The organism is Bacillus vallismortis, from assembly GCF_040784915.1.
Taxonomy (GTDB): domain Bacteria; phylum Bacillota; class Bacilli; order Bacillales; family Bacillaceae; genus Bacillus; species Bacillus subtilis_G.
In genome coordinates this window covers 2,117,629-2,136,686 of the sequence record NZ_CP160797.1, presented here as the reverse complement: position 1 = coordinate 2,136,686, position 19,058 = coordinate 2,117,629, and the positions used below count along the sequence as shown (strand labels likewise).

The window sequence follows — 19,058 nt, the reverse complement described above, 5'->3', positions numbered from 1 at the left end:
AATGCTCATGGATTATGAAAAGGAACGAACAGAACGGGCCGATCGGATACGACAAGGCGGGGCGGAAAAGTATCATCAGAGCAACCAAGAAAAAGGCAAGCTCTTTGTCAGAGAACGGCTTGCTCTTTTGTTTGACGATGACATCGAGCTTGAAGACGCTTTTTTTGCGGAATGCATGTCAGACGGGCTTCCCGCTGACGGAGTCATAACAGCCATCGGCAAAATCGGCGGCCAAACCGTTTGCGCCATGGCCAATGACTCAACGGTAAAAGCAGGCTCATGGGGAGCGAAAACCGTTGAAAAAATCATCAGAATCCAAGAAACAGCGGAAAAATTAAACTGTCCGCTCCTTTATTTAGTCGATTCGGCAGGCGCCAGAATCACCGACCAAATCAATGTATTTCCAGGGAGACGCGGCGCGGGAAGAATTTTTTACAATCAAGTCAAATTATCAGGGCGCATTCCGCAAATCTGCCTGCTATTCGGGCCGTCTGCCGCAGGAGGCGCTTATATCCCGGCCTTTTGTGACATAGTCGTCATGGTAGACGGTAACGCCTCCATGTATTTAGGCTCACCAAGGATGGCGGAAATGGTCATTGGCGAAAAAGTGTCTCTCGAAGAAATGGGCGGCGCCCGTATGCATTGCTCAATCTCAGGGTGCGGAGATATTCTTGCAGACACTGAAGAAGAAGCCATACGTCTGGCACGGGCTTATTTATCGTACTTTCCGGCTAATTATCAAGCTAAAGCGCCCATTCAGGATAAACGCCCGCCACAACACTTCGACAGCCCGCTTGCCGACGTCATTCCGCAGAACCAAAATGCGCCATTTGATATGCATGAGCTGATAGAGCGGGTCATTGATGAAGACTCATTTTTTGAAATCAAAGCTTTATTCGCACCTGAATTAATAACGGGCCTCGCACGAATTCACGGGCAGCCTGTCGGCATTGTTGCAAATCAGCCGAAGGTAAAAGGAGGCGTCTTATTCCATGATTCAGCAGACAAAGCGGCTAAATTTATTACCTTATGTGACGCGTTTCATATCCCATTGCTGTTCTTAGCAGATATTCCCGGCTTTATGATCGGCACAAAGGTAGAACAAGCCGGCATCATCAGGCACGGAGCAAAAATGATTTCAGCGATGTCAGAGGCAACTGTTCCCAAGCTCTCTGTCATTGTCCGAAAAGCGTACGGAGCGGGGTTGTACGCAATGGCAGGGCCGGCATTTGAACCGGATTGCTGCTTGGCGCTCCCAACCGCCCAAATCGCCGTCATGGGCCCAGAAGCAGCTGTAAACGCCGTCTACGCGAAAAAAATCGCCGAGCTGCCGAAAGAAGAGAGGGTGCCATTTATCAGCAGCAAACGGGAGGAATACAAAGAGGACATCAATATATACCGCCTGGCTTCAGAGATGATCATCGATGCCGTCATTCCAGCCAATTCGCTGCGTGATGAACTGGCCAAACGGCTCAAGGCATATATGACAAAGGAAATGACATTTACCAATCGAAAGCATCCGGTTTATCCGGTGTAAAAAAGCAAGGAATGAGGGAGGAGCGCAAAAGGCGCTCTTTCTTTATTAACAATAATCACATTATGTTAACTAATCAACTTTGCATAAAACGCTATGTTTTTTAGAATAGTAAATAAAGGCTGCCTCACTAGCGGCAATTATCAGTTCATCATAAAAAGGGGCCTACATGATGTATCATTTATATTCACATAACGACTTGGACGGAGTAGGGTGCGGAATCGTAGCAAAATTGGCTTTCGGGAAAGATATTGAGATCCGGTATAACTCTGTCAACGGCTTAAACGCTCAGGTGCAGCACTTTTTAGAAAAAGCGAAAGAGAACAACAGACAAGACGCGTTATTCATCACCGATCTCGCCGTTAACGAAGAAAACGAAAAGAGATTGAATGAGTATGTTCAAGCGGGCGGAAAAGTGAAGCTGATTGACCATCATAAAACAGCTCTTCATTTAAATGAGCATGAATGGGGATTTGTCCAAGTGGAATACGATGATGGACGGCTTTCATCGGCCACATCGCTGTTATATGACTATCTCGTTAAAAATGGCTTCATGAAACCGACAAATGCCTTAGATCAATTCACAGAACTCGTCCGCCAATATGATACATGGGAATGGGAGCGGTACGATCAAAAACAGGCGAAGCGGCTTAATGACCTTTTCTTTTTGCTGTCAATCGATGAATTTGAAAAAAAAATGATTCAGCGTCTTTCTGCGCATGATGAATTTTTCTTTGATGAATTTGAAGAAAAGCTGCTTGATTTAGAAGACGAAAAAATCGAGCGCTACCTTCGCAGGAAGAAAAGGGAATTGGTGCAAACCTTTGTTCACGAACACTGTGCGGGCATCGTTCACGCAGAATCGTACCATTCAGAGCTTGGAAACAGGCTTGGAAAAGAAAATCCGCATCTTGATTACATTGCGATTTTAAGCATGGGGTCAAAACGAGTCAGCCTGCGCACCATTCACGATGACATCGATGTGTCAGAGATCGCCGGCCGATACGGAGGCGGAGGACATGCAAAGGCATCCGGCTGTTCTATAACCGACGAAGTATACGAATTGTTTGTTGCTGAAGCATTCCGAATTGATCCTGTCAGGCCGGATGCTTTCCGTAACTTCTATAACCTAAAGGGGTCTGCCAACGGATCATTGTATGAAAATCGCGCACAAATGAGATTTTTTCTGTTTCCTTTAGACAACGAGTGGAATATTCAAATTAACGGGGAAACACAGGATGAAACATTCACATCTTTTGAAGAAGCAGAATGGTTTATGAAAAGAAATTATGCCGCATCGCTCGTGCGTGATGAAGTATTTGTCGCATTTTTAGCGGAACACTTGAAGCTGGCAAACCAACAGCGCAGATAAAAAAATATGCATAGGGGTGCATCAATCATCCCTATGCATATCCGCCAGCTATCGTTTAAAAATGGCTGTGCGTTTTTTAATCGCAAAATAAAGGGCAATCACGACAATAGCCAGTATCATAATCGGTGTTGTATAAGTGCCCGCAATGTTCTCAACATCATCCCACTGGCTTCCGAGCTGAATGCCTAAATAAACAAACAGGATAGACCACGGAATGATCGCGAGTACAGTCAGGACCACAAATTTGGAAAACGGCATTTTGGCAATGCCTGCGGGGATGGATATCGCATGTCTGACAACCGGTATAAAACGTGCCGAGAAGACAACCCCCGTGCCGTACTTTTGAAACCAGTTTTCTGACATATCAATATGATGCTTTTTAATCAATAAGTACTTCCCGTATTTGTCCAAAAACGGTCTGCCGCCATAGCGACCGATCCAATAAATAAAGATCTGGGCAATGGTGCCCCCGATAACCCCCGCAATAATGGCGCCAATAAATCCAATCGTGCCTTCCGATACCATATAGCCGCCATAGGCCAATACAATTTCACTCGGTATGATTTCGATCATCAAACCAATTGCAATGCCCGCATATCCCATATTCGTCAGCCAAGTTAAAATTTCGCTTATCAAACTGCCCACATTCTTCACAACCTGTCCTTATCTTTTTCACTATTATATGACTGATTGACGAGCAAGATGGTTACAAATTTTTTTATCGCAGCACTTCTTTTGTTTCCCGTTTTAGCACTTCTTCTAAATAAGCTAAAAGCTGAGATCTCATTTCAAGACGCATTAAGCCGATATCGGTGCTTGCTTTAAAACAGCCCAATTTATCGCCAATGTCATATCGTTTTCCTTCCAGAAGCCGCGCATGAATAGGCTGGGTGCGGCAAACCTCACGAAGTGCATCTGTTAATTGAATCTCATTGCCTGCGCCTCTCCGGATCGACTTCAAAACAGGGAAGATAGAAGGGTTCAGTACATATCGTCCCATCACTGCAATTTCGGAAGGGGCTTCTTCCAGAGACGGCTTTTCAACTAAATCGTTCACTTCATACACATGGCCTTGAGAGCCTGATGTCTGAATAATACCATATTTGCTGACATCCTCAGGAAGAACAGACTGTACGCCGACAACCTCTGTGCCATAAGCGGCGTATACATCCATTAATTGCCGAAGAGCCGGCTTTTCAGACACCATAATATCATCGCCTAAGAGGACGGCAAACGGTTCATCTCCGATAAAATGCTCCGCACACAGCACCGCATGACCTAATCCGAGCGGTTCTTTCTGGCGGATATAATGAATATTGGCCAAATCGGCAATCTGCTGCATTTCCTTAAGCGTCTCCGTCTTGCCTTTTTCCCGCAGATTGAATTCCAATTCCGCCGATCGGTCAAAATGATCTTCAATCGAGCGTTTGTTTCTCCCTGTAATAATCAGTATATCTTCAATTCCTGACTCTACGGCTTCTTCTACAATGTATTGAATTGCTGGTTTGTCGACAATCGGGAGCATTTCTTTCGGCTGCGCCTTTGTCGCCGGCAGAAATCTCGTTCCTAAACCCGCTGCGGGAATGACCGCTTTTCTCACTTTTTTTCTCATTCATCTTCACTCCTGATCCTGTATGTTTTTCAGCGAATCTCCAAATACCCAGATTCGGTTTCCGATATAATTCATCATCATTCCGCCGATAGTGGCGGCGAGCTTACTCACCAAAAGCGAACAGCCGCCTTTTTGAAACAAATAAAGCAGCAAAAAGGTAATCCCCGACGCGGCAATATTAATCATGAGAAAGCGCACGATCTCTTTTCCCCCAGCCTTACGTTTTACACGAAACGTCCAACTCCGGTTCCACACATAGCTGTTGATGATACCTGCAGAATAGGAGCAGATCTGCGCCGGCAGATACGGAACATGACAAGTGGTGAGAAGAAAGAAGACACCAAAATCTATCAGTGTATTGCCGACGCCCACGGTGCAAAAACGGCCTAATGTTTTTATTTTTTCTTTCAGCATAACGGCACGCGGTTTTGACCTCCCTTCATAAAAGATAAAGATGGCTGTCATATTTGTTGATATGGATTACTTTAGCGAACAGTGTTGAATAAACAATTACTAAAATATGAACAAAACATGAAAAAGTAATGAGGCCTTGCAGATTCATTACGTTAACATTTTGCTAGGAATTTTAATGTTCTGTATAAATGTTAACTTTTAATCATTTTTTTCAAGATGGGAGAGGACGTCATCTTCCTGGTCGTTCCCCAAAAACAGTTGCTGCCAGGGAAGGAGAAAGAAATCGCTGCTTGACCAGCGACAAAGCAAAAGGCGCCACAGGTCATGGACGGCGGGAATACTGCTCAATAGTTCTTATGCTCTTGAAAAAAACAATCGCTCTGAACGGCTGTTTTATTGTGCCTGAAAACTTTGTTCACAGAAAGATGAAAAAATATGACGGATTTCGAAAGAGGAATGCGATTTGATAAAGAAGTGTCTTACAAAGAAGAGAACAATGGAAACAGGAATCAGCAGAAGAAGTTGCCAAAATTCAATAGATTGAGAAGTTCCGAGCGCAACATCTATAATCAACCACAATCAATTTACAATCCTTCACAAATATACAAATTGACTTTTACAATAAAAAGAAAATATGTAATTTCCGACACAATTATGTCAATAGTCCTAAAACAATGAACATCAAGGGCGCTATCTAAGTGAAGGAAGAGTCGGTAACAGACTTCCATCCCGGCTTTTATCATCTCTCTTTAAGACTGATTTTTCAGTATCAGCCCACGCTTATATTTCATGAATAAATGTATCCAGGTCCTTTGTAAAATCGAGCAATAACTCCTCCAAAAGTATTCTATACACATTTATTATAATCATGCTAGGATGTTAGATATAGGGATATTTTGTATAAAATTGTATCAATATTCAATGTGAACGGAGGAAGCTCATGAACAATCTTGCCTTTTTATTTCCTGGACAAGGGTCTCAATTTGTAGGAATGGGCAAACCTTTTTGGAATGATTTTGTGCTCGCAAAGAGGTTATTTGAAGAAGCGAGCGATGCGATCTCCTTTGATATAAAAAAACTGTGTTTTAACGGTGATATGAATGAATTGACAAAGACAATGAATGCACAGCCCGCTATTTTAACGGTCAGTGTGATTGCTTTTCAAGTGTATATGCAGGAAATAGGGATTAAGCCTCACTTTCTTGCAGGTCATAGCTTAGGAGAATACTCAGCGCTTGTCTGTGCGGGCGCCCTTTCTTTTCATGATGCCGTTACACTTGTAAGACAGCGAGGAATTCTTATGCAAAATGCGGACCCTCAGCAGCAGGGGACGATGGCCGCCGTGACTCAGCTTTCTCTTCAAACATTGCAAGAAATATGTTCAAAAGTGTCGACGGAAGAATGTCCGGCAGATGTCGCCTGCATGAATTCAGACCAGCAGCATGTGGTTTCCGGACATAGAGAAGCTGTGGAACGTGTCATCAGGATGGCGGAGGAAAAGGGGGCTAAATATACTTATTTGAATGTCAGTGCGCCTTTTCACAGTTCGATGATACGATCAGCATCCGAACAATTCCAGACTGTATTACACCAGTATTCCTTCCGGGATGCCGCATGGCCGATCATTTCGAATGTCACCGCACACCCTTACAGCAGCGGAAATTCGATCAACGAACATCTCAAGCAGCACATGACGATGCCGGTTAGATGGGCGGAATCAATACATTACTTGCTTCTACAAGAAGTTACGGAAGTCATCGAAATGGGGCCGAACAATGTCTTATCCGGTCTGCTGAGAAAAATAACGAATCACATTGCACCTTATCCTTTAGGACAGACATCTGATATTCACCAGCTTTCCAATTCAGCGGAAAGAAATAAACTTGTTGTCCGTTTACGCAAAAAACAACTGAATAAATTGATGATTCAAACCGTCATTGCGCGAAATTACAACAAGGATTCATCGGCTTATTCCAACATGACGACCCCATTATTTACGCAAATCCATGAGCTGAAGGAGAGAATGGAGAGAATGGAAAGACATGGAGATGAGCTTTCAGAACAAGAATTCGAACATTCGATCCATTTATGCAAATTAATTTGCAAGGCTAAACAGCTTCCGGCTTGGGAACAATTACGGATTTTAAAATAAAGCGCCCAGGAGGGTACCTATGTATACCAGTCAATTCCAAACCTTAGTCGATGTCATTCGGGAAAGAAGCAATATTTCAGATCGCGGGATCCGTTTTATCGAATCCGATAAAAACGAGACAGTTGTCTCTTACCGCCAATTGTTTGATGAGGCGCAAGGGTTTCTTGGCTATTTACAGCATATCGGCATTCAGCCGAAGCAGGAAATTGTATTTCAAATCCAAGAAAACAAATCATTTGTCGTTGCTTTTTGGGCTTGTTTATTAGGAGGAATGATCCCGGTACCGATCAGTATCGGAGAAGATGATGACCATAAGCTGAAAGTCTGGCGCATTTGGAATATATTAAATCATCCGTATCTGATTGCCTCTGAAAAAGTATTGAACAAAATAAAGAAATACGCTGAAGAACACGATTTACATGATTTCCATCAGCAATTAAACGGGAAATCTGACATCATTCAAGATCAAACCTACGATTACCCCGCTTCGTTATATGAACCTGATGCGGATGAACTGGCTTTTATCCAATTTTCTTCAGGATCGACAGGAGATCCAAAAGGAGTCATGTTAACGCATCACAACTTAATACATAACACGTGCGCCATTCGGAATGTCCTGTCCATTGACTCGAAAGACTCTTTCTTATCCTGGATGCCTTTAACGCATGATATGGGGCTCATCGCCTACCACCTTGTTCCCTTCTTAGTCGGAATCAACCAACATCTGATGCCTACAGAATTATTTATTCGCAGACCTATTCTTTGGATGAAAAAAGCCCATGAACACAAAGCTAGCATTCTATCCTCTCCTAATTTCGGATACAACTACTTCCTTAAATTTCTGAAAAACGAACCAGACTGGGATTTATCCCACATCAGAGTCATCGCAAACGGTGCAGAACCGATATTGCCGGAGCTCTGTGACGAATTTTTGACCAGATGCGCAGCATTTAATATGAAAAGATCCGCCATTTTGAATGTTTACGGTTTAGCGGAAGCTTCGGTTGGCGCAGCGTCCTCTAAACCAGAGGAAGAATTCGTTCCCGTTTATCTGCATCGCGACTATTTAAACCTCGGTGAAAGAGCTGTAAACGTCAGCAAAGAGGATCAAAATTGCGCCTCATTCGTCGAAGTGGGACAACCCATAGACTATTGCCAGATTCGAATCTCCGACGGAGCAAATGAAAGAGTAGCAGACGGAATCATCGGTCATATCGAGATCAAAGGAAACAATGTGACGCAAGGGTATTATAACAACCCCGAAAGTACGGACAAAGCACTAACTTCTGACGGCTGGATAAAAACAGGAGACCTCGGATTCATTAGTGAAAATGGTAACTTAGTCGTAACTGGAAGAGAAAAGGACATTATATTTGTGAACGGAAAAAATGTCTACCCGCACGATATTGAACGGGTCGCGATTGAAATGGAAGAGGTTGACTTAGGAAGGGTTGCCGCCTGCGGTGTATATGATCAAAAGACGCGAAGCAGAGACATCGTGCTCTTTGTTGTTTTCAAAAAATCACCAGAAAAATTTGCGCCGCTAGTCAAAGAGATTAAAAAACATTTGTACAAGCGGGGCGGCTGGAGCATAAAAGAAGTCCTTCCGATACGAAAACTCCCTAAAACAACCAGTGGAAAGGTTAAGCGCTATGAACTTGCCAGACAGTATGAGGCAGGGAATTTTTCAATAGAGTCTGCCGCCATTAATGAATTTCTGGAGAGCAGCCCGGAGAAATCCGGACAGACTCCCATTCATGAGATAGAAACGGAATTGCTATCTATCTTTTCCCACGTGCTCGATGGAAAAAAGGTTCACCTCACTGATAGTTATTTTGATATGGGCGCAAATTCATTGCAGTTATCGCAGATTGCCGAGCGTGTAGAACAGAAATTTGGACGCGAGCTTGCCGTTTCAGATCTCTTCACGTATCCTTCTATCACTGATTTAGCGGCATATCTGTCTGAAAGCCGGGCTGAAATCAAGCATGACGTGACAGCGAAACCAAGCCATGTGACGCCGAAAGATATCGCCATTATCGGGATGTCGCTCAATGTCCCGGGAGCATCGACTAAAAGTGATTTTTGGGATCTGCTTGAAAAGGGAGAGAACGGCATTCGAGAATACCCTGCATCCCGGCTGAAAGATGCGGCGGATTATTTAAAGTCCATCCAAAGCGAATTCAATGGAAATCAGTTTGTGAAGGGCGGCTATTTAGATGACATCGACCGCTTTGATTATTCGTTCTTTGGTTTAGCTCCTAAAACGGCTCAGTTTATGGATCCCAATCAAAGACTGTTTTTGCAGTCTGCATGGCATGCGATTGAAGATGCGGGCTATGCCGGCGACAGTATGAACGGGAGTCGGGTCGGGGTATATGCAGGGTACTCGAAGGTGGGCTACGATTATGAGCGCCTCCTTTCTGCGAATTATCCGAAGGAACTTCATCAATACATTGTAGGCAACCTTCCTTCCGTGTTAGCCAGCCGAATCGCTTATTTCTTAAATTTAAAAGGGCCGGCGGTCACAGTGGATACAGCTTGTTCTTCATCGCTTGCTGCCGTTCATATGGCATGCAAATCTTTAATTTCTGGCGAGTGTGAAATGGCTCTTGCCGGAGGTATCCGGACATCGCTCTTGCCGTTGCGTATCGGGCTTGATATGGAATCTTCGGATGGGTACACCAAAACGTTCAGCAAAGATTCAGACGGCACGGGCTCAGGCGAAGGCGCGGCGGCAGTCCTGTTAAAACCTTTGCAGGATGCGGTTCGCGACGGAGATCATATTTACGGCGTGATCAAAGGAAGCGCGATGAATCAAGACGGAACAACCGCCGGGATTACCGCACCGAACCCGGCAGCTCAGACTGAGGTTATTGAGACGGCCTGGAAAGACGCGGGCATCGATCCTGAAACGCTGTCTTTCATCGAAGCGCATGGCACCGGAACCAAGCTTGGCGATCCTGTTGAATTTAACGGGCTTTGTAAAGCGTTTGAAAAGTATACGGCAAAAAAACAATTTTGCGCGATTGGTTCTGTTAAGTCGAACATTGGCCATTTGTTCGAAGCGGCAGGCATCGTTGGGCTGATCAAATCTGTCCTCATGCTGAATCACAAAAAAAACCCGCCGTTAGCGCACTTTAAGGAGCCTAATCCGCTCATTCATTTTCACTCTTCACCGTTTTATATAAATCAGGAAGTTGCGGAGTTCACACCTGGTGACGAGCCGCTGCGAGGCGGAATCAGCTCGTTCGGTTTCAGCGGAACAAATGCTCATGTGGTATTGGAAGAATACACCACTCAAAGTGAGTATGCACCCGAGAATGAAAACGAGCCGCACCTATTTGTTTTATCCGCCCATACTAAACATTCACTCTATGAACTCGCACAGCAGTATCGGCAATATGCATCGGATGACAGCCAAGCTTCATTGAAGTCCATTTGCTATACAGCCAGTACGGGAAGAGCTCATTTGGATCATGCTATTGCATTGATTGTATCCAATAAGCAAGAATTACGTGACAAGCTGGCCTCCGTGGTTCAGGGAGACGGTCATCTTCCCGGAGTACACATGGGGTATAAGAACTTGAAGGAAATGCAGCCTGCCCATAAAGAAGAGCTGAATAAACAAGCCGCTGATCTGATTGAGCAGCGAATCCGTACGCATGATGAACGAATCACATGGCTGAATCGCGCCGCTGAATTATTTGTGCAAGGAGCCGTTATAGACTGGCGCGCGCTTTATGCCGGTGAAACTGTACAAAAAACGCCATTGCCCCTGTATCCGTTTGAACGGAACCGCTGCTGGGCTGAAGCGGACCATTTGCGCTTAAACAAGAGCGAAGAGAGAGGAGAAGCGGCATTGAATATGAATCAAACGAAGGCGCATATTGAATCCTTCCTGAAAACTGTAATCGGCAATGCTTCGGGAATCAGAGCGGATGAGCTTGATCTGAATGCTCATTTTATCGGGCTCGGAATGGATTCCATCATGCTGTCACAGGTCAAAAAAGCCATTGCTGACGAATTTGGTGTAGACATCCCGATGGATCGTTTTTTTGATACGATGAACAACCTTCAAAGTGTCATAGACTACTTGACTGAGACCGCACCATCATCCTCTGCATCCGCCCCGCCTCAAGAGAATGTTCCGGCGCAGGAAAAACTGGCTATTTCAGAAACACAGCCTGAATCTAGTCACAGAGAAGATCATCAAGGGCATATGCTTGAAAAAATAATCGCTTCTCAGAATCAATTAATTCAGGATACTTTGCAAGCTCAATTAAATAGCTTTAATTTGCTGAGAAACAGCGGACATTCCAATGTGAAAGAATACGCTAAAGCGCAGGAAAAATCAATTCCTTCTGTCAAGCAGGGGAATCCGACCGTCACTGCAGAAAAGAAATTGGCTCAAGATGCGAAGCCCTATGTTCCTTTTCAGCCTCAGAACTTGCATGAACAGGGACACTATACCGCACAGCAAAGACAATACTTAGCAGATTTCATCGGGAAATACGCAGACAAAACGAAAGGTTCCAAACAATATACGGACAAAACCCGATTTGCTCATGCAAATAACCGCAACTTGTCCAGTTTCCGTTCATATTGGAAGGAAATCGTGTACCCGATTATTGCCGAACGTTCTGACGGTTCCAAGATGTGGGATATTGACGGAAACGAATATATCGATATCACCATGGGATTCGGCGTTAACCTTTTCGGCCATCATCCGTCCTTTATTACACAAGTTATCGATGATTCAATCCGTTCATCATTGCCTCCGCTCGGCCCAATGTCGGATGTCGCCGGTGAAGTTGCCGATCGAATCCGCACATGTACCGGAGTAGAAAGGGTCGCTTTCTATAATTCAGGAACAGAAGCCGTCATGGTTGCCCTTCGTTTGGCAAGAGCGGCAACAGGAAGAAAGAAAGTTGTGGCGTTCTCAGGCTCTTATCACGGCACGTTTGACGGCGTATTAGGATTGGCCAGTACAAAAGGCGGGGCTGCGTCTGCGAATCCGCTTGCTCCGGGCATACTGCAGAGCTTTATGGATGATTTGATTATTTTGCATTACAACAATCCCGATTCGCTCGATGTAATTCGCAGTCTTGGAGATGAATTGGCAGCCGTATTGGTGGAACCTGTACAAAGCCGCAGACCGGATTTGCAGCCGGAAGCATTTTTGAAAGAACTGCGGGCGATCACGCAGCAATCCGGTACAGCCCTGATTATGGATGAAATCATTACCGGATTTCGGATCGGTCTCGGAGGCGCCCAGGAATGGTTCGGCATTCAAGCGGATTTAGTGACCTACGGGAAAATCATCGGCGGCGGGCAGCCGTTAGGAATAGTTGCCGGAAAAGCTGAGTTCATGAATACGATCGACGGGGGAACCTGGCAGTATGGGGACGACTCCTTTCCACAAGACGAGGCGAAACGCACATTTGTGGCCGGCACCTTCAATACTCACCCGCTTACCATGAGAATGTCATTAGCCGTGCTTCGCCACTTACAAACCAAGGGAGAACACCTGTATGAGCAGCTGAATCAAAAAACAACCTCCCTGGTCGATCAGTTAAATCGCTACTTTGAACAATCACAAGTGCCTATCCGCATGGTTCAATTCGGTTCCTTGTTCCGGTTTGTCTCATCGCTTGATAACGACTTGTTCTTTTACCATCTCAATTATAAAGGAGTCTATGTATGGGAAGGACGAAACTGCTTCTTGTCTACGGCACATAGCGCGGGTGATATTGAACATATCATTCAAGCCGTTAAAGACACGGTGAAGGATCTTCGCCGAGGCGGATTTATCCCGGAAGGCCCGGATTCCCCTGACGACGGCGGCCATAAAGAATCCGGGAATTACGAGCTTTCGCCTGAACAAAAACAATTGGTTATGGCATCCCATTATGGGAACGAGGCTTCTGCAGCTTTAAACCAGTCCATTATGCTAAAAGTAAAGGGTGAACTGCAGCATCCGCCCTTAACACAAGCCGTGCAGCATATCGTCGACCGCCACGAGGCTTTACGTACGGTGATTCATGTCGATGACGAGGTACAGCAAGTGCAGGAACGGATGAATATAAAAATTCCTGTCATTGACTTTACCGGTCACCCAGATGAGCAACGGGAATCGGAAATTCAGAAATGGCTGACAGAAGATGCCAAGCGGCCATTTCATTTTCATGAACAAAATCCCTTGTTTAGAATCCATGTACTTACATCGGCTCAAGATGAACATCTGATTGTGCTCACGTTCCATCATATCATTGCCGATGGATGGTCAATCGCCGTTTTTGTTCAAGAGCTGGAGAGCAACTATACGGCAATTGTACAAGGGCAATCGTTCCCGCCAAAAGAGGCGGCTGCTTCGTTTCGACAGTATTTAGACTGGCAGCAGGCGCAGATTGATAGCGGACATTATGAAGAAGGAGTCCGTTATTGGCGGGATCATTTCTCTGAACCGATACAGCAGGCAGTCCTGCCGAGCGCCGCTTCTGCCCGTTATCCGAACGGGTATGAGGGAGACCGATGTACCGTCAGGCTTGGACGGCCTTTAAGCGAGGCTTTAAAGTCATTAAGCATTAAGATGAAAAATAGCGTATTTGTGACGATGCTGGGCGCGTTTCATCTTTTTCTGCACCAGCTTACCAAACAGACAGGCCTTGTGATCGGGATCCCTGCAGCAGGTCAATCGCATATGAAACAGCATGATCTGATTGGAAATTGCGTCAATATGATTCCCGTGAAAAACACGTCTTCTTCAGAAAGAACTTTATCCGGTTATCTTGGCAGTATGAAAGAAAGCGTGGATCACGCAATGCGCCATCAAGCCGTTCCGATGACACTGGTAGCCAGACAGCTTCCGCACGATCAAGTGCCGGATATGCGTATTATCTTTAATTTGGACAGGCCTTTTCGAAAGCTGCATTTTGGAAAGGCGGAGGCGGAGCCCATTGCATACCCGGTGAAATGCATGCTGTACGATTTATTTCTTAACATAACAGACGCAAATCAAGAATATGTTCTTGATTTTGACTTTAATACGAATGTTATCAGTCCGGAAATCATGAAAAAGTGGGGAGCGGGCTTTACGAAATTGCTGCAAAAAATAGTTGAGGAAGGTTCAGTTCCTCTTGACGCCTTGATGATGTTTTCCAATGAAGAAGAGCATGTTTTACAAGAAGTGTATGCCGATCACCAGCAGCGGGTCTCTTCAATCGTAAGCAAGACGGCTAACTTTTCTGACGCCTACGAGGCGCCGGCAAATGAAACAGAGCGGCAGCTGGCTCAGATTTGGGAGGAACTTTTCGGCCTTGAGCGGGTTGGCAGATCAGACCGCTTTCTGGATCTGGGCGGAAACTCACTCCAAGCGACGCTTATGCTTTCCAAAGTTCAGAAGACATTTCACCAAAAAATTTCTATCGGACAATTTTTCAATCACCAGACTGTTAAGGAATTAGCGCGTTTCATTGAGAATGAAAAGAAAGTCATGCACCTCCCGATGAAGGCTGCTGAGAAAAAAGCGTATTACCCGACATCATCGGCGCAGCAAAGGGTATATTTCCTGCACCAAATGGAGCCGGATCAACTGGCTCAAAATATGTTTGGGCAAATATCAATTATAGGGCAGTACGATGAGCAAGCCCTGATTTCTTCTCTTCAGCAAGTCATGCAGCGGCATGAAGCGTTTCGCACGTATTTTGACATTATAGATGGCGAAATCGTCCAGAAACTTGAAAACGAAGTTGATTTTAACGTTCATGTCCGAACGATGAGCCGGGACGAATTTGACACCTATGCAGACCGGTTTGTAAAACCGTTTCGCTTGGAACAAGCTCCTTTGGTTCGCGCGGAGCTGATCAAGATTGATAACGAACAGGCTGAGCTGCTCATCGATATGCATCATATCATTTCGGACGGTTACTCCATCAACATACTTACAAATGAATTGCTGGCTTTATATCATCGGAAACCATTACCGGACATTGAATTTGAATATAAAGATTTCACAGAATGGCAAAACCAATGGCTGAATGAGGATGCCATGAAGCAGCAGGAGACATATTGGCTGGAACAATTTGAAGACGAAATTCCGGTCCTTCAACTGCCGACAGACGGTTCAAAAGCGGCGGAACGGTCTTCCGAGGGACAGCGCGTGACGTGCTCCCTACAGCCGGATGTAATCTTTTCGCTGCAAGATCTGGCGAAAAAGACGGAAACCACTCTTTATACGGTGCTGCTGGCCGCCTACAAAGTGCTGCTTCACAAATATACAGGACAAGAAGACATGGTCGTAGGCACGCCTGCTTCAGGAAGAAATCATCCGGATATTGAAAATATCATCGGTATTTTCATTCAAACGACCGGAATCCGAACGAAGCCGCACGCCAATAGAACGTTTACGGATTATTTGGAAGAAGTAAAGCGGCAAACGCTTGATGCTTTCGAAAACCAAGATTATCCATTCGACAAGCTTGTGGAGAAATTAAAAGTGCAGCGGGAAACAACAGGAAAATCACTGTTTAACACGATGTTTGTGTTTCAAAATATTGAATTTCATGAAATCCGGCACAATGAATGTACGTTTAAGGTAAGAGAGCGAAACCCCGGAGTCTCTTTATATGATTTGATGCTGACGGTCGAAGATGCCGGACAACAGATAGAGTTGCATTTTGATTTTAAGCCGGGACAGTTTGAAAAAGACACCATTGAACAGATCACGAGACACTATACCAGCATTTTGAACAGCCTTGCAAAACAGCCGGAGATGACGTTGTCCTCCATTCCCATGCTGTCTGAAACCGAACTTCAGCAATTGCTCACGGAGTTTAATGACACAAAGACGCCGTATCCGCATAACGAAACGGTTTCCCGATGGTTTGAAATGCAGGCGGAACAGCGGCCTGATCATGATGCCGTTATTTTTGGCAATGAGCGGTATACGTACAGACAGCTCAATGAACGGGCGAACCAATTGGCGCGAACGTTACGGACAAAAGGCGTACAAGCGGACCAATTCGTTGCCATTATCTCTCCGCACTGCATCGAGCTGATTGTTGGTATTTTGGCTGTTCTGAAATCCGGCGGCGCATACGTGCCCATTGACCCTCAATATCCGGAGGATCGGATCCTATATATGCTGAGTGATTCAAGAGCGGAGATTGTGTTGACACAGCGCTGCCTGCTGGATCAATTACCATATGATGGTGACGTTGTGCTTTTGGATGCGGAAAACTCTTATCATGAGGACCGCTCAAATCTTGACTTGTTCAGCAATACGCATGATTTGGCCTACATGATCTATACGTCGGGTTCCACGGGCAATCCGAAAGGTGTGCTCATTGAGCATCAGGGACTGGCCAATTATATTTGGTGGGCGAAAGAGGTTTATGTGAAGGGCGAGAAAACCAACTTCCCATTATACTCTTCCATCTCTTTCGATCTAACGGTGACTTCGATATTTACACCGCTGGTTACGGGAAATACCATCATTATCTACGATGGAGAAGACAAAAGTGCAGTGCTTTCTGCGATTATGCGGGACTCAAGAATAGATATGATCAAATTAACACCGGCACATTTGCATGTACTGAAGGAAATGAATGTAGCCGATGGCACCGCCATACGAAAAATGATTGTGGGCGGAGAAAATTTAAGCACCCGGTTGGCCAAAAGTATCAGCGAACAGTTTAAAGGACGGCTGGACATTTTCAATGAATACGGACCGACGGAAACTGTCGTCGGCTGTATGATTTACCGTTACGACGCAAAACGGGACAAGCGGGAATTTGTGCCGATCGGCACTCCGGCTGCCAACACGGACATTTATGTGGCGGATGCAAGCAAAAATCTGGTTCCGATCGGGGTAATCGGCGAAATGTATATCAGCGGACCCGGTGTTGCCAGAGGGTATTGGAACCGCCCGGATTTAACGGCAGAGAAGTTCGTTGAAAATCCGTTTATCCCGGGAGCGAAGATGTACAAGTCAGGAGACTTGGCTAAGCGATTGAAAGATGGAAATCTCGTATATGTGGGCCGCATCGATGAACAAGTCAAAATCAGGGGACACCGAATCGAACTGGGTGAAATCGAAGCAGCGATGCATAACGTGGAAACGGTGCAAAAAGCCGCCGTTACAGTCAGAGAAGAAGAAGAAGACGGCTTAAAACAATTGTGCGCGTATTACGTAAGCGAAAAACCTATACCTGCTGCCCAGCTTAGGGAACAATTGTCATTGGAGCTTCCGGAATACATGGTTCCGTCCTATTTTGTCCGTCTGGAGCATATGCCCTTAACATCCAACGGGAAAATAAACCGTAAAGTATTGCCCGCGCCCGAAGCGAGTCTGCAGCAGACAGCTGAATATGTTCCGCCGGGCAATCAGGTGGAGTCCAAACTGACAGATTTATGGAAGGAAGTACTCGGAATAAGCCATGCGGGGATCAAACATAATTTCTTTGATCTTGGAGGAAACTCCATTCGCGCGGCAGCCTTAGCCGCCAGAATTCACAAAGAGCTGAATGTGAATCTGTCTCTCAAAGACATATTCAAGTATCCTACCATTGAACAATTGGCTGACAAGGCGTTACACATGGAAAAAAATCGATATGCACCGATCCCGACCGCAAAAGAAATGCCCTATTATCCGGTTTCTTCTGCTCAGAGGCGGATGTATTTGTTAAGTCACGCAGAAGGCGGCGAGCTGACTTACAATATGACGGGTGCCATGAGCGTGGAAGGGACGGTCGATCCCGCCCGGTTAAACGCCGCTTTCCAAAAATTAATCGAGCGCCATGAAGCTTTGCGGACCAGCTTTGAATTATATGAAGGCGAACCGGCACTGCGTATTCATCAGAGCGTTGAATTTACAATAGAACAAATTCAAGCAAGCGAAGAAGAAGCGGAAGCTCGTGTGCTTGATTTCATCCAAGCGTTTGATTTAGCCAAGCCGCCGCTGATGCGGGCCGGACTGATTGAACTAGAGCCTTCGCGGCATGTGCTTGTGGTTGATATGCACCATATCATTTCTGACGGCGTGTCCGTCAATATTCTGATGAAAGATTTAAGCCGGCTCTACGAGGGATACGAACCCGATCCGCTTCCTGTTCAATATAAAGACTATGCAGTTTGGCAGCAATCGGACATTCAGAAACGGAATATCAAGAGCCAGGAGGCGTACTGGCTCAATCAGTTTCGTGATGACATTCCTGTACTGGATATGCCTGCGGATTACGAACGGCCTGCCATACGCGATTACGAAGGCGAATCCTTTGAATTTGTTATACCGGAACACTTGAAACAGCGCTTAAGACAAATGGAAGAAAACACAGGAGCAACACTGTATATGATTTTATTGGCCGCCTATACGGTTCTTTTGTCCAAATACAGCGGACAAGAGGATATTGTCGTCGGAACGCCATCTGCCGGGCGGACTCATTTGGATGTGGAGTCGGTCGTGGGAATGTTCGTCAATACGTTAGTCATCCGCAATCACCCGGTGAGCCGTAAAACATTTGATGCCTACTTAAACGAAGTAAAGGAAAACATGCTGAATGCCTATAAAAATCAAGACTATCCGTTGGAAGAATTGATTCAGCATTTACAGCTTTCGAAAGATCCAAGCCGCAATCCTTTGTTCGATACGATGTTTGTGCTGCAAAATCTCGATCACGCTGAATTGACATTCGATTCTCTTGAACTCAAGCCGTATCAGTTTCATCATCCGGTTGCCAAATTCGATTTAACCTTGTCGATTCAGGCAGACCAAGAAAACTATCACGGCCTGTTTGAATATTCGAAAAAACTGTTTAAAAAAAGCAGAATTGAGGCTTTATCAAACGACTACTTACACATTCTATCCGTGATTCTGGAACAACCAAGCATTCTAATCGAACAAATCGAATTGAGCGGGAGCAATGAGGAAGAAGAGAACATGCTGGATTCTATTCAATTGAATTTTTAGAGAAAA

The 19,058-nt window shown here is 45.3% G+C and carries 7 protein-coding genes; 4 read left to right on the top strand and 3 right to left on the bottom strand.

Annotated features, from left to right (window positions below):
- Position 1: 1 nt before the first annotated feature.
- On the top strand, positions 2-1,537 hold the full coding sequence (locus tag ABZM97_RS10220; RefSeq protein WP_202327593.1) for an acyl-CoA carboxylase subunit beta: 1,536 nt from the start codon (positions 2-4) through the stop codon (positions 1,535-1,537).
- 169 nt (positions 1,538-1,706) lie between these two features.
- Positions 1,707-2,906, top strand: coding sequence for an oligoribonuclease NrnB (nrnB, locus tag ABZM97_RS10215; protein ID WP_202327602.1), 1,200 nt, complete (start codon positions 1,707-1,709; stop codon positions 2,904-2,906).
- Between the two features lie 48 nt (positions 2,907-2,954).
- Here the strand turns inward: nrnB and ABZM97_RS10210 are convergent, their stop codons facing one another.
- From ABZM97_RS10210 to ABZM97_RS10200, 3 genes are all read right to left on the bottom strand, one after another.
- Positions 2,955-3,551 (bottom strand): DedA family protein, encoded by a 597-nt coding sequence (locus tag ABZM97_RS10210; protein WP_087991399.1) that lies wholly within the window; start codon positions 3,549-3,551, stop codon positions 2,955-2,957.
- A 73-nt stretch (positions 3,552-3,624) separates the two neighbouring features.
- Positions 3,625-4,518 carry a UTP--glucose-1-phosphate uridylyltransferase GalU gene (gene galU / locus ABZM97_RS10205; RefSeq protein WP_367386818.1) on the bottom strand — a complete coding sequence of 298 codons (894 nt, stop codon included), beginning with the start codon at positions 4,516-4,518 and terminating at the stop codon, positions 3,625-3,627.
- A gap of 6 nt (positions 4,519-4,524) precedes the next feature.
- Complete coding sequence (locus ABZM97_RS10200) at positions 4,525-4,983, bottom strand: GtrA family protein (protein ID WP_253269131.1); 459 nt, start codon at positions 4,981-4,983, stop codon at positions 4,525-4,527.
- An 889-nt stretch (positions 4,984-5,872) separates the two neighbouring features.
- Between ABZM97_RS10200 and fabD the strand changes: the two genes are divergently transcribed.
- Entirely contained in the window at positions 5,873-7,084 is a 1,212-nt protein-coding gene (gene fabD, locus ABZM97_RS10195) for an ACP S-malonyltransferase (protein ID WP_202327608.1), read from the top strand.
- A 19-nt stretch (positions 7,085-7,103) separates the two neighbouring features.
- On the top strand, positions 7,104-19,052 hold the full coding sequence (locus ABZM97_RS10190) for an amino acid adenylation domain-containing protein (RefSeq protein WP_367387463.1): 11,949 nt from the start codon (positions 7,104-7,106) through the stop codon (positions 19,050-19,052).
- The last annotated feature ends 6 nt before the right edge of the window (positions 19,053-19,058 follow it).